Source organism: Massilia frigida, assembly GCF_011682175.1.
Taxonomy (GTDB): domain Bacteria; phylum Pseudomonadota; class Gammaproteobacteria; order Burkholderiales; family Burkholderiaceae_D; genus Telluria_A; species Telluria_A frigida.
In genome coordinates, this window is record NZ_WHJG01000039.1 from 12,625 (window position 1) to 35,653 (window position 23,029).

Here is a 23,029-nt window from a genome sequence, read left to right on the forward strand (position 1 = left end):
CAGCCTAGATGCCGTACATGCCCTTCACCAGCGCCGGTAATACGGTGATACCCGGGGCATTGAGGTCCGGCGCTGTCATCCCCGCCCGGCGGAGGTTTGCCTGGAGGTTGGCTTTGGCGCTGTTGCCATCGGCGAATGCGCTGGTCGATGCCATTACCGCAGCCAGTCCCAGCAAAGCGGCAATGGATGGGCGGGTGGTGCCACCGGGCACCTTGAACGAGGCAATTGCCGCGCGATGCATATGTGATTTCACTTGATTGCCTCTTTTAATTGAACGTACAAAATAGCGATACGGGAAAATCATTGCGCAACCGCGCCAGGGGCGGGCGGCCGCAGGTAGCGAACGGCTTGCCCCGCTTACCTGGCTTTGCCGCCCGGCGCTGGCTGGGCCGGCTTGCTAGCCTGGGCTGCGGCCAGCCATTGCGTCGTCGGTTGAAGTGCGGATGTCTTGCGCTCCGGACCGAACGCCGCAGCCGCTTTGGCCGGTGTCAGCCCCGCAAACAGGGGAAGCCCCGTCCCATCCTCGGATACCAGCATGGGAATAGCCGGTTTGATGGCTTTCACAGCTTGCATAATGCGGAACAGCAAGTAAAAGTCATATTCAGCACTCGCTGCGGTGATCGCGCATGCGCGCGCTGGCGGGACGGACCGGTTCGCCCAGTAGGTCTGCCATGCCTGGCCGGGATTGTCGTCGCATCGTATCCGGGCAACCTTGTCCAGGAAAGGCAAGCCGCCCGCCGAACTGTCCCGCAATGAGCCAGTCGCCAGGTAGAAGGTCGTGTTCATGAGCGGTGCCGCCTTGCGCAGATCCTTTTCCAGCTGATTGCAGGCTGGGCAATCGACAGCCGTAAACATCAGGATCTTGCGGCCTCCGCCATTTCCATACGAGACCTTGATCAGCTTGTCGTACGCGAGATTGGCCATGATCTCGTTACGCAACTCGGCCAGCTGCTCAGGGGTCATCGGGCGCGGTTTTCCGGGTTGCAGCCCGACGGTACTGAGGCCGGTTCCTTTGCCGGTGATGGTTCCCGCCTCATTCGTGAGGCTGACGATTCTCCCGTCGGCGGTGTAGATCCCATACATGCCCTTCACCATGGCCGGCACGGTGACCACGCCCGGCGCGTCCAGGTCCGGCAAGGTCACCCCGGCGCGGCGGATATTCGCCTGCAAATTTGCCTTGGCGCTGCTGCTGTCGGCAAGTGCGCTGCCCGTTCCCATGACACAGGCCAGGCCCAGCAATGTGGCAATGACGGGGAAGCCCGCACGATGTGCGTTGATTTTCAATGGGAAGCCTTCATAAAAATAGACATGCGAGGTGGCGTGCCGAAATAACGCCGTGCTCAAGCAGGGCGCTGCCGGCAGGCCCGGTGCGGCGGCGGGAATCGCCCGGACCGGACGATCCGTTGCTTCACTCGGCGGCGTCGAGCCAGAAAATGGCGTAGGCCTTGGCCGGCGTTTTCTCGGTCGGCTTTTCAATCTGGACCTGGGCGCAGTCTTCCGCGACCAGGCTGCGCCAGTTGGGAATGCCGGCGTTGGCAAACACCGTGGTGGCCTTCGATGCGAGACTGATATCGAGCGCCAGGCGGGCATTGCGCGCCCCCGTTTTGGCGTAATTCACGCCGCGCAATTCAAAACCGAAGCTGGTCAGCCACGGCTCCCACAGGCCCGATTCCACGCCCTGCACGATGCGGCCGAACATATCCTTGAGCGGCAAGCCTTTCTTGATCACGCCGCGCAGCGGTTCGAGCGACGGCGCCGTGCGCGCATCGGTCGACAGCTTGCCCGCGCCGCGTTCCCCGATCGCCTTGATTTCCTTGGAAAAGGCCGCATCGCGTTCGGTGTAATCGCGCATCCGGGTGAAAAATTCGGTACTGATGAACGGATTTTCAGGCCGGCCGACTGCTTCCTCGGGTACGCGTTTTACCGAAGGCTGTTTTTTCGTGGTCATAGATTCAGTGCTTAATGGTCGTAGGTGATAGAGCCGTAGTTTAACCTATCGCTCACTTGCCAAGCAGCGCAAGCGATGCATTCCATTGCCCCAGCCACGGATGCAGGAAATCGTGGCCCTGGAATGCCCGTTTCAGCTGCGATACCGGCACCCGGTACAGATCGTTCATTCCCAGCGCCAGGGTCACCGGATTCCACATCGCGTGCTTTTTCGATTTCCTGGCGCTGCCTTTGATGCGCGCGCCTTCATCGCCGAAGATGCCGCCGGCCTCATCGAGCGCCTTGCCGATATCGATCCGCAGCATGCCCGCAAACGCGGCGATCGCTTCATCCTTGCTGATGCCAACACGCGCTTCCTGGGCCGTTTCAAGCACCAACGGCTTCGGTTCCGCATCGCGTTTCAGTTTGGCGGCCAGCTTTTCCAGCTCCTTCTTGAGAAAGCGCAGTTCGTGCAGCTCGCGCCGGAAACCCGGCGCCGGCAGCTGCACCACGATCTTGTACGCGTCCTTGGTAATCGTGATCAGCACATCGTCGCTGCCGGCCACCAGGCGCGCGGTATCGCCTTCAAAGAAGATCGGCGCCGCATAACCGCCATTGGCGTCGCCAAACAGGTCGGGATACGTGGCGTCGTAATCGAGCCACACATAAGGCGTGAGCGCATGTTCTATCAGGCGCGCCAGGGTCCAGGGCGAACCGGTTTGCTGTTCCATCCACCCGCAGGCTTGTTCTGTTGTCGCCCGAAACGGCAGTTCGATGATCGTCATTGTTTGTCCACTTACAGGAGTTCGGCGGCCGCGATGCGCGGCCAATACCGCCATCATAGGCGATCGCGGGGCAGGACAAGCGTTTTGAGCGGGCCGGCCGCGTGAGATAATGGCCGGCATGACGCTCACAATCTCCAGGATTCTCCACGCCGGCTATGTATTCGAATGCGCGGGCACGCTGATCGCTTGCGATCCGGTCTTCGAAAATCCCTTCAGCCGCAACTGCCACGCCTTTCCCGACGTCCGTTTCGAGCATGCGCAGGTCCGCGACCTGCGCTTCGACGCCGTCTTCATTTCGCATTTCCATGACGACCACTGCTCGTTCGACAGCCTGGATTTGCTGGACCGCGCCACGCCCATCTATATCTACTGCATGTTCGACGAATTGTTCGCCATGGTGCGCGCGCTGGGCTTTACCCATGTTCACCCGCTGCGCATCGACGTGCCGGTGCCGATCGGCGCTTTCTCAGTGACCCCGCGCGAAGCCATGGATGCGGACGTCGACTCGATGTTCCATATCCAGGCTGCGGGCCTGAATGTGCTCAACGTCGTCGATTCGTGGATCGATCCGGCGACCCTGCCGGCATTGGCGCATTTTGCGCCGTGGGACATGGTGCTGTGGCCATTCCAGACCATGCGCGAAATCGAAGTCCTGTCGCCATCGCGCGCCGTGGCCGCGCCGGTGCACCTGCCGCAAGAGTGGTTCGAACAGCTGGCCGCACTCAAGCCGCGCTATGTGGTGCCCAGTTCCTGCCAGTTCGTGCAGGAGCCATGGTCCTGGTATAACCACGCGTTTTTCCCGGTCACGTACCGCCAGTTCGGCGAAGAGATGGGCGCGGCCCTGCCGGACGCGCGCATCGTCAGGATGAATCCATCGGTGTCGTTCGTGCTGGGCCAGCATGCGCTCAGCGCCGCGCCGCCCTTGAGCTGGGTGGTCCCGGTGGGCGAGCAGGATGTCGATTACCAGTATCAGGGGCACGCGCAGGCGCCGCGCACGGCCGATATCGCGCGCCATTTTCCGCCCTTGACGGCGGCGCAGCACGAGCGCGTGATGCGCTACTGCGAAGCGGGCCTGCTGGACAAATACCGCGACATGGAACTGCCGGAAGAGAGTTTTTTCGCAACGCCGCGCGTGTGGCGTTTATCGGTATTCGACCATGAAGGGCAGGGCAGGCATTTTCATTACCGGATCGAAGGCGACCATATCGCGCCGCTGGCCGGCGTGCCGGATGCCCTGTCGTGGACGACCGAGGTGCCGCTCGCGCGGCTGTATGCGGCGCTGGAACTGGGCGAGGCCCTGACGTCGATGTATTTGCGGATGAATGACGCGGTATTCGACGCGCAGACCGAAGCCGACCTGCTCGACGCCGAACTGGTGGACGATCCCTTGATCCGCTGCCTGTTCAACGATGTATTTGGCGCCTATCAGGCGGCGCAGCTACGCCGCATCCAGGAGCGCGGCTAGCGTCAAGCGGTCTGCATTTCCGCCGCGCCGTGCGTCGATTTCAACGCCGAGCGCACGATCCAGCATTCCGGATACGGCTCGCTGGCAAAGCGCGTATGGCGGGGAAACTGGGCCAGCCGGTCCAGCGCGGCGCCGGGACTGAGCGCGGTTTCCTTGCCGGTCGCCGGGTCCAGGTGCCAGAAACCGCCATTCTGGTGATATATAACCGGCATCACCGACGCCCGCGGCGCCGCACCGAACGGCGCCAGCGGAAAACCTGGATGCCGCCCCGGCTCCAGGAAATAGAAGCACTCCGCATGCGCACCCTGGTCGATGCGGTGCACGATCACACCGTGCGGCATGATCGCCGTCACATTCAGCTCCACGATCCCCTTGATGCTGGCCGACAGCTCGATGCGCATGCCCAGCCGCAGCGGTACCGGCTTGTTCTTGCCCGGCCACACGCCGTCGAGCAAGATGCCGTAGCGCGACACATCTTCGATTTCAAAGCCGTTCAAGCCCCGGCGAATCACCGCGTGGCGCCCCGACAGACGGCGCGTGAGGCCGTCACGGTCCTGGCCATCGTCGCCAAAGTGGGTCAGCAGCACGTCCGCCTCGGGGTCGTACAGTTCAAACCGGCCCAGCACGCACTCCGCCATGGCGAACAGGCGCACCTGGCGCTGCGATCCGGCTTCGGGCGCGGCGTTGACCAGGCAGGCGCAGGCGGTCGGGTGCGGATGCGGATCGGAATCCTCGGGCACGTCGATTTCGATCAGGTCTTCGTCCCAGGCGATGGTCGAAAAGCCCAGGTCGACCTTGCCGGGCTTGGCGTCGAGATTCAGGTTGGCGATTGAGGCGTTGCGTGCGTGCACGTCGATATCGAGGCGTCCGCCGCCAGCCTGGGCGTTGACCCGGGCGATGGAGGCGTCATCGGCCATCACGCGTACGTTTTTGTGGGTCGACAGGAAGGTTTGGTGGATTTCGGTGAGGGTTGCATCGGGGCGCGGTACGAGGATGACCAGCGTGCACACCCACTTATGGCGGATGCGGTTGTCCTGCAGGTTGAACAGCTCGACCTCGATGCGGTACTGCCCGTGTTCCTTGTCGCGCGACGAAAATTCGATGAACAGGGGCCGCCAGTCGCCGCGCAAGGTGCGCACGAAGGAGTGGCGCGCGTTGCCCTGCGGGATCAGCGCCGACTGCAATTGCATGGTCACCAGCGGCGCGCTATCGGGCGGCATGCCGCGCAGCTCGACCTTGATGGACTGGCGTCCGCCCGCCGCGCGCGGATCGAAACCGGAGATGTGCAGGTGCGGACGCAGCTGCGTCACGGTCGCTTCCTCAGGGTAGGTGAACGGCGCCGCCCCGGGCTTGGCCGTCGGACGCGAGCTGCGCAGGGCGCTGATCAGTTCATAGCTGGAATTCGCGGGCCCCGCCGGGGCCGGTATGGCCGACTGGGCATGGCCGTTCGAACAGGCGTTTTCCCCTGGCATGACCCAGAAGGTGCAATGCGGATGCAGGGGATTGTTGCATTTTTTCATAGCAATACTCGCCGTTCATGAGTGTTAAAGCTTACGCGCTTTTAACGATGCGTGGCACGCCAAACGCCCATGCCATACAACAATATTTGTGTTTTGAAACAGAGTGTTGTCCGGGCATCAAGGCTCGCCTCGGTAAAGTTGTTGGGTCGATATCGGCGCCGCCGTCTCGTCGTTGTACAAGGGCCGCAGCACGATGGCCGTCAGGTTATCGATGTGCAACTCGGGTGGTGGATTGCTGCTCATTTCCGCAAACAGGGCCGCGCTCATGCCATGTGCGCTGTGGTGCCCGTTGAACAGCCGCGGCCAGCGGGCCAGCCACGCGCGCGGGTCGGCGCACGCCCAGAAACCGTCGCTGGCCAGCAAGTACACCGCGCGCGGATCGAGTTCCAGTGCGCGCCGGTCCGGCAAGTGGTACAGATACGAGGGCAGGTTGCGCGGCGACAGTTCATACAAGTCATCGGCCAGCTCGGCCGGATTGGCGAATGCATTGCCTAAAATGAAAGCTTGCGAAATCTGGGAGCGGTGTTCGCCATGAACCTGCTGCCACCATTCGTGCTCGCCCAGCAAGCCGGCCATCGCAAACGCGGTCGCGGGAACATGGTCGACCGTCATCGGCGTGACCTGCGCATCGATCATTTCATACAGGCGCGAATCGCCCACGTGGTACAGCAGCGCCGGCTTGCCGGGGCGTAGTTCCAGCATGGTGAGGGTGGTGCCGGGCCGCTTGCCGGTGGTCGGATCGCAGCCGAAATGGTGCTGCAATTGCCCGTGCAGCAAGTCGAGCCGGGCCGACAGCTCGCCCAGCGTACGGCACGCGGGAATCTCCAGCAAGCCGGCCACGACCGCCTCGGCCGCCTCGCGTCCGCGCCCATGGCCGCCCATGCCGTCGAGCACTGCCACGCGCATGTGGCCGGCGGGCCAGTGGGCCACCTGCTGGCGCTGCCCGGCTTGCTCGCGCAGGAACACGGCGCTGCCGGTGCTGTCGATCACCAGGTAATTATCCTGGTTCTCCAGGTGCGGCGGCGCGTTGGCGCCGGCACTGGAGTGCACCGACACGTCGAGATAGGGGCCAAAATCCAGGCTGGGGGCGGCTGTTGTCATCGGGCTGGGCGCAGTGTTTGGCAATCCTGACAGCTTATCGGTAAACTTGCCGCACCAAAACGACGATCAGATGGCGGTTTCCCGCTTTCCTGTCGCGAGCGCGATGGCGTTGACGATTACGCAAGCGCCGGCAATGGCCAGCGCGGCCTGCACGCCGACCCGGTCCGCAAGCGCGCCCCAGACCATGCTGCCGGCGGTGTAGCCGCCCGCCATCACGAACAGGTAGATCGACAGGGTGCGCGCGCGTATGCTGGCCGGAAAAGCCAGCTGCGCCGCCGCGTTCAGGGTCGAGACCGTCGCCGACCATGCCATGCCGGCCGCGACAATGAGCGGCACCAGCAAGGCCAGCGAGCGGATGAATGGCAGCAGGCACAGCATGGCGCCGTAGACCAGCAGCGAGCCGCTCAGCAAGCGCGTCTTGCCGACCCGCGTGCGCAGCGACGGCAGCAGGAAGGCGCCGCACACGGCCCCCGCGCCCAGGCTGCCCATCAGGGTGCCGAACACGCCCGAATCCATGTGCAGCACCTGGCGCACGAACACCGGCAGCAGGGCGGCGAACGCAATCGTCGCGAAAAACACCGTGCAGACATTGAGCAGGATGCGCCGGTAGCGCCCGCAGCCAAGGGCGGTGCTCAGGCCGAGTTTGAGGCTGCTTGCAAAATCGACCTTGGCGCGCGGCTCGGGCACGCCGTCGCGCCACCACGACCAGTACACCGCCAGCAATCCGATAAACGACAGCGCATTGACCAGGAACAGCGCGCCGGCGCCGACCCAGTTGAACAGCAGCCCGCCCAGCGCCGGTCCGAGGATGGCCGCCACGTTGTAGCTGAGATTGTTGAGGGTGGCGGCCGCTTCGACCTCGTCCGGTTCGACCAGGCCCGACATCGACGCTTGCCAGGCCGGCCACATGAAAGCCGCGCCCGAGCCCATGCAGAACGTCAACGCCAGCACCGGCGCGGCCGAGACCCGGCCGCTGATGGCCAGCGCCGCCATGGCGCAGGCGCACAGGGCCATGAACAGATTACAGAAGAACAAAAACTTGGGGCGGTCCACCGCATCGGCAATCACGCCGGCGAACAGCGCAAACAGAAAGATGGGAATGTAGCTGGCGGTCTGCACCAGGCTCGTCGTCGACGCCGAGCTTGCCACACAGGCAATCAGCCAGGCCGAGGCGAAGGTCTGGGTCCAGGTACCGAGGTTCGATATCAGGTTGGCGCTCCACAGATGGCGGAAGCGCGCGTGGCGCAGCGGCTTGGACAAGGGCACCTTGGCGCACAGCGAGGGCGCCGGAAGCGGAACGGACAGGCTAGGTTTAGACATGATCGTTCCAGTCTACGGTGCGCTCGTGCCGGGCGTCAACATCCGGGCGAAAATGGCCTGCACAATCGCGGCCAAACGTGCACAATGGTGCTCTGCCAACCTGACCAAACCGACAATGCATATCCGTCCTATCGAGCGCAGCGACATCCCGGCCGTCGTCGCGATGTTTCGCGCGCTGGCCACCGAGTTCATCGTGCACGAATCGCCGCCGGAAGTGGTCGCCACTTTCCTGCGCGAGAATGACGAGCAGGGTTTCCAGGGCTTTCTGGCCAAGGGCTATGTGTACCATGTGGCCGAGATCGACGGCGAACCGGCCGGCTTCATCGCCGTACGCGAGTGCAAGCATCTGTATCACATGTTCGTGGCCAAGAAGTTCCACGGACGCGGCGTCGCGCGCGCCATGTGGAACGTGGCCCGGGGCGCGGCGCTTGCGGGCGGCGGCGACGGCAGCTTTACCGTCAATTCCTCCAATTACGCGCTGCCGGTCTACCATTCCATGGGGTTCGAGCGCACCGCGCCCATGCAGAGCGTCAACGGCCTGTATTTCAACCCGATGAAGCTGTCCGCCTGAGCACCTTCAGCGGCGCGCTTCCTCGGCGCGCCGCAGCCACAGGCTGCTCGACCAGCCGCGCACGTCCTTGCCCTCGATGCGCGCGCTGACCTGCCACCAGTCGCCGTCGCGCAGGCCGGTCGTGGTCACCACGGTTCCCGCCGGCGCCACGGCGATGCGCCGCGCGCCGATGCCTTTGTTGGCGCGCAGGTTCAAATCGTCGAACACGGTGTAGCTGACGCCCGCGTACGAAGGCGGCGCTGCTGCCAGCGCCGGCTGCATTGGTGGCTGCGGCGGCAGCAGCGATAGCAGCAGGGCGCCCAGCGCCCAGGTGCCGGCCACCAGGATGCTTGCCGCGCGCAGGTTCGGCCGGCGCCACCAGCGCGCCGGCGTCAGCCACGCCGCCAGCACCAGGGTGGCGACCAGGCCCGCCGCATAGGCGCCCATGGCCAGGTAAGGTGCGCTTGGCATGGTGCTCTCCTTAGGCGTCGAAACGCAGCACGTAATGGCCCGCCACCAGGTGATGACCGGATGGCAGCATGTAAGGCTTTTCGGCGCTCGCCTCGCCGATGCTGGCCACGAACGCCAGCTTGTCGTCGAGGTGGTACAGCGCCTGGGTTGCGCTCAGGCGCCCGATCCGGTAGCCGCCTGGCCCCGCCTCGAAGCTGAACGCGCTGCGCGACAGGCCGATGCGGTCGGCGCTGGCGCTGTCCATCCCGCCGGCCAGGCGCAGGAAGCGCGCCGAATCGAGCACGCGCAGCGCCGCCAGCATCGGCGCATTGCGCCCGAACGCAAAGCGCGCGCCGCTGGCCACGGGAGCCGAAACCGGATGCGGCAGGCGTAGCAGGGCGCGGTAGCGCTCCGCCATGGCGGGAGCGACCGCCAGCAGTTCCACCGCGCGCGCGTCGACCGGCGTGAAGATGGCGGGCGCCTTGATCGGCTGGCGTCCGGCGCCGGTCACCGCGAACAGCTGGTCGGCCGCGTCGACGGCGAAGCCGAGTGCCACCTCCTCGCCATCGGCGGCCAGCAGCAGCGAGGGTGCAAGGCCGATCTCCATCGACACGGCGCCGGTCTCGTGGTAGCGGCTCAGGCAAGGCAGCGCGAGGCCGGCCAGGCTGACGCGCTGCTGCGCGAGCGGGGCGTAGGTGGCGTCGCTCCCGACTGGCGCGGCGGCGGGACGGTGGCTGAACGGCACGGCGGTGTCGCCGCTGTCGGGAGCGAGCGGCGCGCGTGCCTTCCAGACCGCCGCCGGCTTGGCGCAGGGCGCGGGGATGGGGGCCGCACCGGCGCGCCGCACGCGCATCAGCAGGCGCGTGCCGGCGTCGCCTTTGGCGCTCACGATGTAATGGCCGCTCAGTGGATCGAGCGCGCAGTCGAATGCGCCCTTGGGCCGCACCTGCACCTCGATGGGGGCGTCGGGACCATCGTTAATGAGCAAAATGGCACCTTCCGTGGCGAACGGCCAGGCCGGCACCGCGTGGCTGGCCAGGTCGGCATCGTGGCCGATCAGGGCCAGGCGCTGCTGCGGGTAGATCGGGCACACCGCCTGCCAGATGGCGCTGTCGCGCGAGCTTTCCACTGTATACAAGGGCTGCTCGCCGGCGGCCGGCAGGTACACCGCGTGGCCGAACTTGACCTCGACCTGGCCCGGTTCCAGCGCATCGGTGCCGATCACGTCGTAGCGCACATCGTCGCTGCCGAGCAGGTCGCCGAAGTCTTTCTGGTGCAGGGCCGTGAGCGACTGCGCCAGGTCGCGCACGCGCGCGCCGCGTGTGAGGTGGCGGTCGTCGTCGACCTCATCCTGCGCCAGCATCAGGGTGATATGGGAAAAACAGCGCGTGGGCGCGCGCCCGCGGTGTTCGCGCGGGGAGCGTTCGAGCAGGTCGCGCAGCAGCGGGCGGCGCGAGAACAGCGCCAGGCCGGGCGCCTGCCACAGGGTTTCGGCGTTGAACACATCGTTCACCTTGCCCAGGACTTCATGTTGGACGTAGACCGGCATGCTTGATTCTCCTCGAATGATTGCGCACTGATTGCACTGAACGCTAGCAGGGGGCAGATGAAAAACAGCAGATGGCTGCCGCCGGCCGACAGAAAACTCATGGGCTGGCCCATGATCGGGAAGATCGCCAGGTTGGTCCCCCACGACAGCAGGAAGTGGCCCAGCACGAATGCGGCCCCGCCGCACAGGGCGAAGCAGCGGAAGCGCCACAGCCAGGCCTGGCGGAAGTCGCGCGTGCGCTCGCTGGCGCCGAAGGCGCGCGCCGCCGTCTGCAGCAGGCCGACCAGGAACAGCGCCTGCAAGGCCCACAGCGCCAGTGCGCCCAGCAGGCCGTGGCGGTTCAGGAAGAAGGAGGGCGCAAAATCATCCTGCACCGCCGGAATATGCAGCGCGCTGCCCCCAAGCTGGCCCATGGCCCCCAATCCCAGCACATTGTCGGCGCCCCACCAGGCGCCTTCGGCGATGGCGCGCGCCGCCAGCAGCAACTGCTGGCCGGTATGCGGATGCTGGGCCGGGTCGAGCCATACCAGAAAGCGGTCGGCGTAAAAGCCCCATTGCGCCACTTCCGCCACGCCGGCGCTGCGCAGCCAGGCGATGCCGCCGGCGGCCAGGCACGCCAGGCCTAACAAGACGGCGGTCGCGGCGTGGGTGCGGGTGGCCAGCGCCCAGGCCAGCGCCATCGCCATGCACCACACCAGCAGCAGGATCAAGGGCGAATAATCGTCGACCTGGACCAGCGCCAGCCCGAGCAGCGCGGCGAACAGCAGGACCGGGGCCGCCAGCCGCAGCCAGCGCCGCGCGGGACTCGATTGTTGCGGCATGTCCGCATGCCAGCCAAGGCCGATGGCGAGGCAGTGGGCGGTGAGCGCGGTCAATGCCAGCTTGGCAAATTCGACCGGCTGCAAGTCGAACACGCCGGTTTCGTCGCCGAAGACGACCTGCATCAGCAATGCCGCCAGTGCCGCCAGCGCAAACAGGGCGAGCACCCATTCGAGGCTGGCCTGCGGCATCGCCGGGGCGCCGGAACGCACCCGCAGGCGCAGGTGCGCGCCGATGCCAAGGCCGATCGCCAGCAGCGCCACCGATTTCTGGAAGTGGCGCAGCGCGGCCGATTCGGCGCCGCCGAAGCCCAGTTCCAGCTGCGCCAGCAAGCCCACCGCCAGCAGCAGCAGGCCCGCCGCCGTGGCCAAGGTCAGGCGCGCCGGCACCAGCAGGCAGCCCCACAGCGCGCTCCACGCCAGCAGCATCGACCAGCCCACGCCCGGTGCGCTGCCCGAACGCTGGAACAGCAGCGCGGCCACGCCGGCAATGGCCAGCAGCACGCTGGCGCCGGCCGCCGCGCGCAGCGCGTGCGCCGTATTGCGTGTAAATGGCCAGGCGCCGCGCTGCCAGTGCACGGCCGCCGCGGCGGCCAGCAAGATGCACAGGCCCAGCGCAAGCGACCATGGCCGCCCGCTGGGCAGCGTCCACAGGCCGCGCTTTTTCCACTGCCACGCCACCTGGGCCGGCAGCAGCGCTTGCGCTTGCGCGTACAGCGCCACGTGGCGTTGCGGCAGCAGGTACAGCACGCCGTCGTCGATGTGCACGCCGAACCGGGTGCGCCCGGCCACCAGCGTCTGCACGCCGGCCAGTGCTTCGGCGCTGCGCGCCAGGTCGACCGAACCGGCGGCGGACGAGATCATGAGCGGTGCGCGTTCGGCCGCGCCGGAAAGCAGCAGGCCGTCGCGGGCGCGCGCGATGGTGGCGCTGGCGCCGTCCACATAGGCGATCCCGAGCCGGTTGCCGCAATACAGATTGCCGCCGAAAGTGAGCGGGCGCGCCACCGTCAGCGCGTGCGGCATGGCGCGGTTCCACAGCGCGACGGCGCGCGCGGCGAGGCCGGCGTCCGGGCACGCTGGCTGGGCGCTGTCGTTGCGGTACAGGGTGGCGCCGTCGTAGCGCCATGCGGCGCCGGGGCCGCCGAACGCGACTTGCCTCGCACTGGCAGCGGCGACATCGAAGCGCGCGGCGCCGATGCGCAGCGACTGGCCGGCGCGCAGGGCGCTCGATCCCATGCGGCGCTCGAGGCCATCGCGCTGGAGCAGCACCTGCTTGCCGGCGCTGACATTGCTGGCCCACCAGCTGCCGTCAGGGGCGCGGCGCAGTGCCAGATGGGCGCTGTCGGCCTGGGGCGCGGCCAGTTCGGCGTTGCCGACGGTGAGCGATTCGCCCGGCCGCAGCGCCACCGAGATGCGCTCGGGCGACCATGCCGGCGGCGCGCGCCACAGGCACACCAGTTGCAGCAGGCACAGGACCGCGAGCAGGGCGGCGGTCAGGATGAAGCCGGGCGAACGATCCGCAAGCCGAAAGCGCATCATGGCTGGATGCTCGCGGGCAGGGCGGCGCGGATGGCGCCGATCATGCGGCTGATTTGCATGGCGTGGCGCGGGCGCCGCGCGCGCTCGGCGCCGAGCAGGGCGCGCAGCAGGAGCAGTGCCTCGTCCGCGCCGCCGGTGCTGGTTTCGGTCGCCGGGCTCCACGTGCAGGCGTCAGCCCGGCGTCCGAAGGCGCGCGCGAAATGGGCGGCTTCATCGTCGTGCAGGGTGGGAGGAGGGCGGTTTCCGTGGCGCGCCAGCAGCATGGCGGCGCCCTCGGTGCGGTGTTCGCGGTAAGCCTGGCCGCAATCGCTGCAAAAGCGCAGCGGCAGGCCGCCCGTGACCAGGTAGTAAAACAGGGCGCCGAGGGCGAAGTAATCGGTGCGCGTGTCGGTATGGTAGCCGCCGGCGGAGTCCGGGAAGAACTGTTCCGGCGCCTGCCAGCTGGCCGTGCCGGCATAGGCGCTGGCCCGGCCGTCGGCCAGCAGGCGGCTGGTGCCGAAATCGGCAAGCTTGACGCTGCCGTGACGGCGTGAAAGCAGTACATTGGCCGGCTTCAAATCGAGATACGACCAGCCGTACTGGTGAACCTTGGCCAGCGCCTGGTTGATTTGCGCTAGCCAGTCGAGCAACTGGCCGGCGGCGAGCGGGCGGCCGGCATCGCGTTCAATGGCGATATGGCGGCCAAGGTCGGTGTCGAGCAGTTCGAGTGCCATGACGGGCAAGCCATCGTGTTCGCCGCTGTCGAGCAGGCGCACGACGTGGCGCTCGTCCCACGGGGCGAGCGAGCGCAGGAAGGCGATTTCGTTGCGCGCGCTGGTGATCCAGCGCTCCTGCTGCAGGGGATGGGCGCGCGCCATCTGGTCGCGGTTGACCAGCTTGAGGGCCACCTCGCCGCGCGGCCCCAGCGCGCGCCAGACTACGCCGTAGGCGGAGCCGCCCAGCTGGCCGCACAGGCGGTACTGCCCCGCACCAAGCGCGATGATTGCGTCCGCTGTTTCCATGCTTCCCCCTCGGTTGCCGGCACCTGCCGTCAGCAAGCCATAGCCGGGGGGACGGGAAAGGGGGAGGCAGGACGAAAAAAAGGCACGAGACACGCGTGCCCGGGTAAAACTGGGGGCCAGGGCTTTGTCTGGCCGAACTCCATGTCGCTGACACAACAAGCGATCGTGCCGCTGGCCCTGCGTTTCCGGCATTCGGCGCAAGGGGCGGTGCAACGCTACGTCGATTGCTTCGGCCTGGTCCCGCAGTTTGGTGCTGACGCCAATATGATGATCCTGTGGTCGGACGACTTGCAACTGGCCTTGCCGTACGCCGACGAAGCGCTCTGTCGCGTGAATGCCGAGTACGCGGATCGGCAGCACGCCGGCTTGCCCGAAACCGGGTACGGCGCCAGCTATGCCGTGCTGTGGCTGGCCACGCAGCCTCTCGGCAGCGTCGGCCTGGGCGATCTGGCTGAAGCACTGGGCATGAGCGTGCGCAACTTGCAGCGCGCCCTGCATGGCGAGCGCAGCTCATGGACACGGCTGCTCGACGAGGCGCGCCGCGCGGCCCTCTCGGGCATGCTCAAGGAGGGCTGCTCGCTCGACGCTGCCGCGCAGCGGCTTGGATACCACGATGCGAGCAGCGTCGGCCGCGCTGCACGCCGATGGTTTGGGCAGGCGCCCAAACGCTGGGTCAAGGGATTGTAGATGGCGTGCCCCGAAGCGGGCGAGGGCGCCCGCGAAAACGGCTGACCAGCCGGCGTGGGGAGGGGGGGCACGGCATGCGCTGATCTCGGGGGGGGCGATCCGGGACGCAAGAGTGGAACAGCGGAAGGCAGGACCAAAAAAAATGGCACGAGAAACTCGTGCCCGGGCAAAACTGGGAGACTACCTGGTATTAACGGCCGTATCCGTATCCGTGACCGTAGCCCTGACCGTAGCCCTGACCGTAGCCGTGACCATGGCCGTGACCATGGCCGTGACCATGGCCGTAGCCGTGATGATATCTGCGGCCACGCTCGACATACACGACCGCCGCAGTGCCGTAGTAGCGCGGAGGCGGCGCGTAATAGACCGGAGCTGGCTGGTAGTAGCTGCGCGATTCGACATACACCGGAGCCGGTTCGCGGTAGCGGCGCTCGTAGCGGGGCTCTTCGTAGCGGGGCTCTTCGTAGCGGGTTTCATAACGCGTGTCGTAACGGTTGTCGGAGTACGCGCGGTTGTCGCGGTCGCGGGTGTGGATCGAATTGCCGACCACCGCGCCGATGACGCCACCGACCAAGGCGCCGTTGCGCGATCCGGTGCTGTTGCCGATCGCTGCGCCGGCGACGGCGCCGATCGCCGTATTGACGCCGCGGTCGCTAGCCATTGCGGTGGAGGAGATGGCCGCTGCGGCCAGAATCACCGCACCAACAAATTTTGTGTTCAACATAGCGTTTCCTTTGGCCTCAACCGAGATCGGGATGATCACGCAAGCGCTGGGGCATGACGCCACTATAGCCGTACTCCATGGGAACTCCATTGGTAATACAGAATCTTACAAATGCGCGGGTACTGTAACAACGGTCGCGTGCGATCTTTGCCCTTGCGTAAGCCGCCTGGCGCCCCATCTGACCTCGGTTACCCCTCCTTTTCCGGACTTGCCCATGCCTGCGCGCGCCATCTTCATCGTCCTGGCCCTTCTGTCAATGTTGCATGTCTATATAGGCATGCGGCTGGTGCCGGCCATCGATCCCGGGCCGCTGGGCGTGGCCGTGGCGGTCGCCTTGCTGGCCGCGTCCACCCTGCTGATGCCGGCCGGCCTGCTGTCGGTGCGCTTCAAGCGCTGGCGCTGGGCCGACCAGCTGGCGTGGGCCGGAATGCTGACGATGGGCTTGTTTTCCTCGCTGCTGGTACTGACGCTGGTGCGCGACCTGGGCTTGCTGGCGCTTGGACTGGCCGGCGCCGCCGCCCCCGCCATCGTGCGTGGCACGGCCATGGCGGTGCCGCTGCTGGCGCTGGGCGTGACCCTGGTTGGCCTGGTCAATGCCCGCCGCGTGGCGCGCGTGGTCGATGTGGACGTGCCGATCGCCGGCTTGCCGGCTGCGCTGCACGGCTACTCGATCGTGCAGATATCCGACGTGCACGTGGGACCGACCATCAAGCGCGGCTATCTGAACGCCATCGTCACCAAGGTCAACGCGCTCAATCCGGACGCCATCGCCATCACGGGTGATCTGGTCGATGGCAGCGTGCGGCGCCTGCGCGCCCACACCGAGCCGCTGGCGCGCCTGTCGGCCCGCGATGGCACTTTTTTCGTCACCGGCAACCACGAATACTATTCCGGCGCCGACGAGTGGATCGCCGAGATGCGCCGCCTTGGCCTGACGGTGCTGATGAACGAGCACGTGGTGTGCGAGCGTGGCGACGCCGCCCTGATGATCGCCGGCGTGACCGACTTCACGGCGCACCATTTCGACGAATCGCACCGCAGCAATCCGCGCGCGGCGGCGGCCGGCGCGCCGGACCACGTGACCGTGCGCATCCTGCTGGCACACCAGCCGCGCAGCGCCCCTGCCGCGGCGGACGCCGGCTTTCACTTGCAGCTCTCGGGCCACACGCACGGCGGCCAGTTCTTCCCGTGGAACCTGTTCGTGCCCTTGCAGCAGCCGTTCACGGCGGGCCTGAACCGCATGCGCGAGCTGTGGGTCTACACCAGCCGCGGCACCGGCTACTGGGGCCCGCCCAAGCGCTTCGGCGCGCCGTCCGAGATCACGCGCGTGCGCCTGGTTGCGGCGTGAGGGACGGCGGCCGGCCGAATTAAATGGCGGCGGCCCTTGACCGTCACCCGCCGCTGCCAGTATGATTCGGGTCAGCGGAGTGTGGCGCAGTCCGGTAGCGCACCTGGTTTGGGACCAGGGGGTCCAAGGTTCGAATCCTTGTACTCCGACCAGCATGATTGAAAAAGCCGACAAGATATTGTCGGCTTTTTCGCATTCAAGCCTTGCATGCGCGGAGCGGTTCAAGGAACTGGACGCCGACAAGCGCGTCTGGTGGGACAAGGATGGCAATAACATCCCGGCGCAGAAGCGCTTTCTGAGCGAGGTCAAGCAAGGTGTGGTACCGCAGACCTTGTGGACTTACGAGGCCGTCGGGCACACGCAAGACGCAAAAAAGCAGCTCAACGAGATCTTGCCGAAGGATCGTCACGAGGATGTCTTCTCGACCCCCAAGCCGCTGCAATTGATGGACCGGATCTTGCGATTGGCCACCAATCCCGGCGACCTGGTCGTGGATTTTTTCGCCGGGTTCGGTACGCTCGCGCAAGCGATCCTGCAGCTCAACAAGGAAGGGAAGGGCGATCGGCGCTCTATTCTCGCATCGAATGCCGAGGCGACCGACGCCGAGCCCGAGAAGAACTTATGCCGCGACGTGTGCGCCACCCGGGTGCGCCGCGCGGCGCAAGGATATGCGTCCAGCAAGGACCAGCAGATCGACGGCTTGGGCGGTGGCTTCGCCTACGCCCGCGCGCGCCAGATTCCCGCCCACCGGCGCGATCGTCTACACCTGGACCCCGGCGGCACTGGCGGGAATGGTCAATGAAAACAATCTGCGAGAAGTTCCGGCAGACCTGACGCGTGGCTTCCGGTTCGGCAAACTGGGAGGAGAGCAAGCGTGAGCCGTATCGATCCGATGGTGTTTCAAGAGCGGCACATCAGCGCGATCGTGGCGCGCTTCCAGAATTTGCGCGATGACTACAAGCGCCTCGCCAATCCGAAAGAACTCGGCAAGCTTCGCAAGCAGTCGGCCGCGGGCAGCGTCGGCCCACCGCGCATGTCTTGAATTACGGTTATGTGTTCCTGGCAAACCGCGAAAGCCACGAAGGCTTGAAAGAGGCCGCCGCCGTCATCAACAAGCTGAAGGAGCATACGGCGCATGTCATGCCCGAAACGGTCGTTACCATCACGGCGGACTCGTCGTTTGTGCAGCTTGTAAAAACCGGGCAAACGGCGGCCATTTTCCCTGATGGGCCGCAGCGCAAGGACGCCGCGCCGCTATGGCGGGAACCACGTCCTTGTTTTCCGGCGCGCCGACGAGCAACTCGTCGATGACGGGCTGTCCGCGGCAGGGCGCCTGCGATACGAGTAAGCGCTACGGCGTCCGGACGACTACGGATCGCCATCACTCCGGCACGCTTGCCGCAAATGCGCTATCGTTGGAATCCTTCCGCCCTTTTCCAGGATGTCACGCATGTCACGCACGTTCCACCAGCCTGTGTTGTCCCTTCTCGCCGCCAGCCTGTTCAGTGGCGGCGCGTTCGCCGCCGCCCCCGGCAACGACCCCGCCGCCCTGGCGAAAATCCGCGACACCGCGCTCGAAAGCGGCTGGGCCTACGAGCGCCTGGCCGACATGACGGATCTGATCGGGCCGCGCCTGTCCGGATCGGCCGGCGCCGCCGCCGCCGTCACCCAGGTGGCCGACGCCATGCGCAAGCTGGGCGCCACGGTGACGCTGCAACCGGTCAAGGTGCCGCACTGGGTGCGGGGCGAAGAAAAGGGCGAGCTGGTGGACTACCGCGGCCGGCCGTCCGGCGTGACCCAGCGCGTGGTGCTCACCGCTTTGGGCGGTTCATCGGCCACCCCGGCGGCGGGGCTGGTGGCGAGCGTGATCGTGGTGCGCAGCTTCGATGAACTCAAGGCGCGCAGCGCCGAGGTGAAAGGCCGCATCGTGCTGTTCGACGTGGCCTTCGACCAGGGCATGGCCGATCGCGGCCAGGCCTCGCAAGCCTACCGCCAGGGCTCGAAATACCGGGTCGGCGGCCCGCGCATGGCCGCTGAAATGGGTGCGGCGGCGGCGCTGGTGCGCTCGGTCGGCGGCGCCGACTTCCGCCTGCCGCATACCGGCAACAGCGGCATGAAGGATGGCGCGCGCATTCCGGCCGCCGCCGTCAGCGCCGAAGACGCCATGCTGATGGTGCGCCTGGCCGCGCGCGGTCCGCTCAGCATGCGCCTGACGCTCACCCCGCAGATCCTGCCAGACGCCGACAGTTTCAACGTCATCGCCGACTGGCCCGGCACCGACAAGGCCGACGAAATCGTGGTCGTCTCCGGCCACCTCGATTCCTGGGACCTGGCCACCGGCGCCAATGACGACGGCACCGGCGTGGCCAGCGCGATGGGGGTGATCGAGACGCTGAAAAAGCTCGACTACCGGCCGCGCCGCACGATCCGCGTAATCGCCTGGGCCAACGAAGAAAACGGCGGACGCGGGGCGCAAGCGTATTTCGAGGCGAACAAGGCGGCGCTCGGCAAGCAGATTGCCGCGATCGAGAGCGACAGCGGGGCGGGGCGTCCGTTCGGCCTGCGCGCCAGCGTGACGGCGCGCGATGCGGCGCAGTTCGCGCCCTTGCAAGCCGCGCTCGAACCGATGGGCGCCGGCGCCTTCCAGCGTGTCGATGTCATGGGGTCGGGCGACCTAAACGAACTCGAACAGGCCGGCGTGCCGAGTTTTACGCCGCTGCTCGACACCTCGGACTACTTCCATTACCACCATTCGGCCGCCGATACGCTCGACAAGGTCAATCCGGCCAACCTGCGCCGCCACGTGGCGCTGATGGCCGCCACCAGCTGGTTCCTGGCCAATACCGACAAGCCGGTGGCGCGCTGGGTCGACGCCACCAAAGAGTGAAACCGGCTCAGAACGCGTTGAGCGGAATCTTCAGGTAGCGCACGCCGTTCGCTTCGGGTGGCGGCAGTTCGCCGGCCTGCAAGTTGACCTGGATCGCGGGCAGGATCAGGGTCGGCATGGCGAGCGTGGCGTCGCGCGCGCTGCGCATGGCGACGAAATCGGCCTCGCTTACGCCATCGCGCACGTGGATATTGTGTGCGCGCTGCGCGGCCACGGTGGTCTGCCACGCCGGTGCGCGGCCGTCGGGCGGATAGTCGTGGCACATGAACAGGCGCGTGGCGGGCGCCAGCGCGAGGAGGCGCCGCGCCGACCGGTATAGCTGCGCCGCGCTGCCGCCGGGGAAGTCGCAGCGCGCGGTGCCCACATCCGGCATGAACAAGGTATCGCCGACGAAGACGGCATCGCCAATCGCGTACGCCATGTCGGCCGGCGTGTGGCCCGGCACGTGCAGCGCGCGCGCTTGCAGTTCGCCGATGGCGAACGGTTCGTCGGGCTCGAACAGATGGTTAAACCGGGTGGCCCCGCCCGGATCGGCGAACAGCGCGGAAAACGCACGCTGCACGGTGCGGATGCCGGCGCCGATGCCGGTGCGCCCGCCCAGTTGCGCGGCCAGGTAGGGCGCCGCCGACAGGTGGTCGGCATGGGCGTGGGTTTCGAGCAGCCAGGCGACGCTGAGCGCATTGGCGCGCACGAAATCGATGACGCGGTCGGCCGATGCGGTGGCGGTGCGGCCCGAGCACGCATCGAAATCGAGCACCGGGTCGATGATCGCGCAGGGCGTGCCCGGGCCGGCGAACACCACGTAGGTGATGGTGGCGGTGGCGTCGTCGAAAAAGGCCTGGATCTGTGCTTGCATGGAGAAGGCGGCTGTCATGGATGCCTGATTATATTCCCACGGCACGTAAAAAAGCCCGGCGCTTCCTTTCGGAACTGGCCGGGCCGGTTGCGCTGTGGCGCGACTAAAAATTCAGTCGCGGCAGGTAGTTACCCGGGATGATGCCGAAAACCGACAGGACGATCAGGATCAGGAGAATGATGAACAGCACGCGGACGATCTGCGCCACAGGCGCCGGCAGTGGCAGCATGCTGACGAGCCACCAGATCAGTCCGAAGACGACCAGGTAAACGATGAGGCTGATGAGGATATTCATGATGGTTTCCAATACGGCTGTTGTTATATAAGTAGTGCTTCGGAGTAGACAGAACGGACGATATCGGAAAAGCATCGGTCGATCCGTTCGGTAGGGCACATAGCGCATGCTTGCATGACGCCGGCGTGGCTGCTGTCAATCGATAAGCAGGCGGCGGATGGCGCGTGCCCGGCCGCGAAATGGCCGGCCGTACATGGTCTGGATGCCGCTGGTGAAATTTTGTCCCCACACCAGGTGCGCGCGCGGCAACTGCATTTCGCATGACCAATACCACATGCGCTGGAAATGCTCGCGCAGGTTGGCGTACAGCAGCGCCAGCTCGCGCCGGGTTGGCAATTCGCCCCCGCATTGCGCCGCCCAGTCGCACGCAAGTCCCCACGGAACCTCTTCTAGCTCGTCCGGCAGCAACACCAGATGGTGGTCCCGGCAGTTGTTCTTTCCAAGAATCAGACCGGCATAGAGCTCGCCAGTGGGCAGGGTGTGTTTGACACTCGTATAGTCGCGCATGGGTTCTCCGTCAGTTTACATGTCTTGCTTAGAGCGGCCGGACGAAGCCAAGTTGCACTTAAGTGTTTGATTTCTATATGGGAATTAGAAGTGCGGTTCTTATACTTGACAAAAATTTTCCTGTCAAACAGTTGAACCTAAACATTTGATCGGGCTCAAACCTTACTCATTCACGTCACAAGGTAAGGAACCTGTAATGAATAAATTTGTCACTTTTGCTTCGGACATCCGTGTCGGTACGTTGCTGTGCAGTAGCATGACGGTCTTGCTGACCGCGTGCGGCGGTGGTGCCGACGAGCAGGGCTTGTCCCAGGCTAAGCAGCAAACGCAGACGGCCGGCTATATCGTCAGCACCGAAACGACCGCTGCCGCCACGGCGCCGGTCGATGCGCTGATGGCGACCCGCGCCGCCGGCGACCAGGCCGAACCCGCCGCCGTTGCTCCGCAGGACACTGGTGCCGATACCGCGAGCAGCAGCGCAACGATCTACACCGAGAAAGATTTCGCCCTGACCGGCTATGGCGCCGGCGACGCCATGCCAGCCCGGACCGGCGCGATGGCGTACGGCGCCAGCGATGCCGCCGCCCTGGCCGCCGCCACGGCCACCACCGCCACCGCCGCCGGCGCGCAAGGAGCGGCGCAGGCGGCACCCGTCATTCCATCGACCACCTACACGTTGTACGTGGCACCGAACGGCAACGATCGTAACGCGGGCAGCGCCTCCGCGCCGTTCAAGACGCTGGCGCGCGCGGCGAAAGCGGCTAAAGCAAGCACCACCGTGTTCGTGGCGCCCGGCACCTATCCGGGTGGCATCAAGACCAACGTCAGCGGCTCCGCGAATGGACGTATCTATTTCGTGTCGACCACGAAGTGGGGCGCCAAGATCGTGGCTGCCGGTTCCAGCGGCAAGACCGGCTGGGATAACCGGGGCAGCTATGTGGACATCGTCGGCTTTCACGTCGACGGCAGTGGCGGCAAGTGGACCGGGGGCATCTACAACGGCGGCTCCTACGACATGATCCGCGCCAATTACGTGCATCACATCGCCAAGGGCGTCAGCTGCACCAGCGCCGGCGGCTCGGCCATCGGCGTGGACAGCTACTACAAGGGCGTCAAGTCGGACGTGATCGGCAACCTCGTGCACGACATCGGCCCCGCCGGCTGCCGCTTTGTGCAGGGTATTTACGTCAGCACCTCGGGCAGCGTGAAGAACAACGTGGTGTACCGCGTGGCGGAAGGGGCGATCCACCTGTGGCACGATGCCAACCACGTGATCATCACCAACAACACGGTGACGACCTCGAACACCGGCATCATCGTCGGCGGCGGCGACTTCTATCACACCAGGGGACCGAACGATTTCACTGCGGTGTACAGCAACATCGTGTACGACAACAAGATGGGCGTGTCGGAGCAGGGCAAGACCGGTAAGAACAATACCTACCGCAACAACCTGGTGTTCCAGAACTCGACCTATAACTGGAAACTCAACAATGGCTTGAAACATACCGAGACGGTCACCTCCGATCCCTTGTTCGTGGCGTACGCGCGGACCGGCACGCCGGACCTGCGCCTGAGCAGCAGCTCGCCTGCGATCGGACGCGGTACGCCGACCGAGGCGCTCGACTACGACTTCCTGGAAAATCCGCGCAATGCGACCACCGGTTTCGACATCGGCGCCTATCAGCACTAAACAGCGGT

24 protein-coding genes and 1 tRNA gene are annotated in these 23,029 nt (G+C 65.9%); 10 read left to right on the plus strand and 15 right to left on the minus strand.

The window, feature by feature from the left end; genetic code table 11:
• Positions 1–4: 4 nt before the first annotated feature.
• The 4 genes from F2P44_RS27180 to F2P44_RS27195 form a co-directional block, all read right to left on the minus strand.
• Positions 5–304 (minus strand): hypothetical protein, encoded by a 300-nt coding sequence (locus F2P44_RS27180; protein WP_167091491.1) that lies wholly within the window; start codon positions 302–304, stop codon positions 5–7.
• Positions 305–357: 53 nt separating this feature from the next.
• Positions 358–1,344, minus strand: a complete 987-nt coding sequence (locus F2P44_RS27185) for a thioredoxin domain-containing protein (RefSeq protein ID WP_167091494.1) — start codon at positions 1,342–1,344, stop codon at positions 358–360.
• Between the two features lie 64 nt (positions 1,345–1,408).
• The gene (locus tag F2P44_RS27190; RefSeq protein ID WP_167091497.1) at positions 1,409–1,948 is read right to left on the minus strand and encodes a hypothetical protein; all 540 of its coding nucleotides are present in this window, start codon (positions 1,946–1,948) and stop codon (positions 1,409–1,411) included.
• A gap of 52 nt (positions 1,949–2,000) precedes the next feature.
• Positions 2,001–2,711 (minus strand): hypothetical protein, encoded by a 711-nt coding sequence (locus F2P44_RS27195; protein WP_167091500.1) that lies wholly within the window; start codon positions 2,709–2,711, stop codon positions 2,001–2,003.
• A gap of 118 nt (positions 2,712–2,829) precedes the next feature.
• On the opposite strand from F2P44_RS27195, the gene F2P44_RS27200 reads away from it, so the two are divergent.
• On the plus strand, positions 2,830–4,176 hold the full coding sequence (locus F2P44_RS27200; protein ID WP_167091503.1) for an MBL fold metallo-hydrolase: 1,347 nt from the start codon (positions 2,830–2,832) through the stop codon (positions 4,174–4,176).
• Positions 4,177–4,178: 2 nt separating this feature from the next.
• Here the strand turns inward: F2P44_RS27200 and F2P44_RS27205 are convergent, their stop codons facing one another.
• The 3 genes from F2P44_RS27205 to F2P44_RS27215 all read right to left on the minus strand — a co-directional run bounded on the left by F2P44_RS27205 (position 4,179) and on the right by F2P44_RS27215 (position 8,117).
• Complete coding sequence (locus F2P44_RS27205; RefSeq protein WP_229423783.1) at positions 4,179–5,696, minus strand: FHA domain-containing protein; 1,518 nt, start codon at positions 5,694–5,696, stop codon at positions 4,179–4,181.
• 117 nt (positions 5,697–5,813) lie between these two features.
• Entirely contained in the window at positions 5,814–6,797 is a 984-nt protein-coding gene (locus tag F2P44_RS27210; RefSeq protein ID WP_167091506.1) for a PP2C family protein-serine/threonine phosphatase, read from the minus strand.
• A 66-nt stretch (positions 6,798–6,863) separates the two neighbouring features.
• Positions 6,864–8,117, minus strand: a complete 1,254-nt coding sequence (locus F2P44_RS27215) for an MFS transporter (RefSeq protein WP_167091509.1) — start codon at positions 8,115–8,117, stop codon at positions 6,864–6,866.
• 115 nt (positions 8,118–8,232) lie between these two features.
• On the opposite strand from F2P44_RS27215, the gene F2P44_RS27220 reads away from it, so the two are divergent.
• Positions 8,233–8,688 (plus strand): GNAT family N-acetyltransferase, encoded by a 456-nt coding sequence (locus tag F2P44_RS27220; RefSeq protein WP_167091512.1) that lies wholly within the window; start codon positions 8,233–8,235, stop codon positions 8,686–8,688.
• 6 nt (positions 8,689–8,694) lie between these two features.
• Here the strand turns inward: F2P44_RS27220 and F2P44_RS27225 are convergent, their stop codons facing one another.
• From F2P44_RS27225 to F2P44_RS27240, 4 genes are read right to left on the minus strand one after another with little or no spacing between them, the layout of a single operon-like run.
• Complete coding sequence (locus tag F2P44_RS27225) at positions 8,695–9,138, minus strand: SH3 domain-containing protein (protein ID WP_167091515.1); 444 nt, start codon at positions 9,136–9,138, stop codon at positions 8,695–8,697.
• 10 nt (positions 9,139–9,148) lie between these two features.
• Positions 9,149–10,666 (minus strand): hypothetical protein, encoded by a 1,518-nt coding sequence (locus F2P44_RS27230; RefSeq protein ID WP_167091518.1) that lies wholly within the window; start codon positions 10,664–10,666, stop codon positions 9,149–9,151.
• Positions 10,627–13,023: an FtsW/RodA/SpoVE family cell cycle protein gene (locus F2P44_RS27235; protein WP_229423784.1), complete on the minus strand. Its 2,397-nt coding sequence runs from the start codon at positions 13,021–13,023 to the stop codon at positions 10,627–10,629. The genes F2P44_RS27230 and F2P44_RS27235 overlap by 40 nt, the downstream gene beginning before the upstream one ends.
• Positions 13,020–14,024 (minus strand): serine/threonine-protein kinase, encoded by a 1,005-nt coding sequence (locus F2P44_RS27240; RefSeq protein WP_167091521.1) that lies wholly within the window; start codon positions 14,022–14,024, stop codon positions 13,020–13,022. Before F2P44_RS27240 ends, F2P44_RS27235 begins: the two co-directional genes overlap by 4 nt.
• 141 nt (positions 14,025–14,165) lie before the next feature.
• Between F2P44_RS27240 and F2P44_RS27245 the strand changes: the two genes are divergently transcribed.
• Positions 14,166–14,711, plus strand: coding sequence for an AraC family transcriptional regulator (locus F2P44_RS27245; protein WP_167091524.1), 546 nt, complete (start codon positions 14,166–14,168; stop codon positions 14,709–14,711).
• A gap of 190 nt (positions 14,712–14,901) precedes the next feature.
• On the opposite strand, the gene F2P44_RS27250 is transcribed toward F2P44_RS27245, so the two are convergent.
• Complete coding sequence (locus F2P44_RS27250; protein ID WP_167091527.1) at positions 14,902–15,435, minus strand: YMGG-like glycine zipper-containing protein; 534 nt, start codon at positions 15,433–15,435, stop codon at positions 14,902–14,904.
• A gap of 214 nt (positions 15,436–15,649) precedes the next feature.
• Between F2P44_RS27250 and F2P44_RS27255 the strand changes: the two genes are divergently transcribed.
• The 6 genes from F2P44_RS27255 (at position 15,650) to F2P44_RS27280 (ending at position 19,670) form a co-directional block, all read left to right on the plus strand.
• Complete coding sequence (locus tag F2P44_RS27255) at positions 15,650–16,783, plus strand: metallophosphoesterase (protein ID WP_167091530.1); 1,134 nt, start codon at positions 15,650–15,652, stop codon at positions 16,781–16,783.
• A gap of 75 nt (positions 16,784–16,858) precedes the next feature.
• A tRNA-Pro gene (locus F2P44_RS27260) sits at positions 16,859–16,935 on the plus strand.
• A gap of 2 nt (positions 16,936–16,937) precedes the next feature.
• On the plus strand, positions 16,938–17,585 hold the full coding sequence (locus F2P44_RS27265) for a DNA methyltransferase (RefSeq protein WP_167091533.1): 648 nt from the start codon (positions 16,938–16,940) through the stop codon (positions 17,583–17,585).
• A 72-nt stretch (positions 17,586–17,657) separates the two neighbouring features.
• Positions 17,658–17,825 (plus strand): hypothetical protein, encoded by a 168-nt coding sequence (locus F2P44_RS27270; protein WP_167091536.1) that lies wholly within the window; start codon positions 17,658–17,660, stop codon positions 17,823–17,825.
• Positions 17,822–18,094: a hypothetical protein gene (locus F2P44_RS27275; protein WP_167091539.1), complete on the plus strand. Its 273-nt coding sequence runs from the start codon at positions 17,822–17,824 to the stop codon at positions 18,092–18,094. The genes F2P44_RS27270 and F2P44_RS27275 overlap by 4 nt, the downstream gene beginning before the upstream one ends.
• Before the next feature lie 139 nt (positions 18,095–18,233).
• The gene (locus tag F2P44_RS27280) at positions 18,234–19,670 is read left to right on the plus strand and encodes a M20/M25/M40 family metallo-hydrolase (RefSeq protein WP_167091542.1); all 1,437 of its coding nucleotides are present in this window, start codon (positions 18,234–18,236) and stop codon (positions 19,668–19,670) included.
• 7 nt (positions 19,671–19,677) lie between these two features.
• Here F2P44_RS27280 and F2P44_RS27285 read toward each other — a convergent pair whose 3' ends face one another.
• The 3 genes from F2P44_RS27285 to F2P44_RS27295 form a co-directional block, all read right to left on the minus strand.
• Positions 19,678–20,526, minus strand: coding sequence for an MBL fold metallo-hydrolase (locus F2P44_RS27285; RefSeq protein WP_167091617.1), 849 nt, complete (start codon positions 20,524–20,526; stop codon positions 19,678–19,680).
• Positions 20,527–20,629: 103 nt separating this feature from the next.
• Positions 20,630–20,821: a Thivi_2564 family membrane protein gene (locus F2P44_RS27290; protein ID WP_167091545.1), complete on the minus strand. Its 192-nt coding sequence runs from the start codon at positions 20,819–20,821 to the stop codon at positions 20,630–20,632.
• A gap of 135 nt (positions 20,822–20,956) precedes the next feature.
• Positions 20,957–21,328, minus strand: coding sequence for a DUF1566 domain-containing protein (locus F2P44_RS27295; RefSeq protein WP_167091548.1), 372 nt, complete (start codon positions 21,326–21,328; stop codon positions 20,957–20,959).
• Positions 21,329–21,524: 196 nt separating this feature from the next.
• On the opposite strand from F2P44_RS27295, the gene F2P44_RS27300 reads away from it, so the two are divergent.
• Complete coding sequence (locus F2P44_RS27300) at positions 21,525–23,021, plus strand: DUF1565 domain-containing protein (protein WP_167091550.1); 1,497 nt, start codon at positions 21,525–21,527, stop codon at positions 23,019–23,021.
• Positions 23,022–23,029 lie beyond the last annotated feature (8 nt).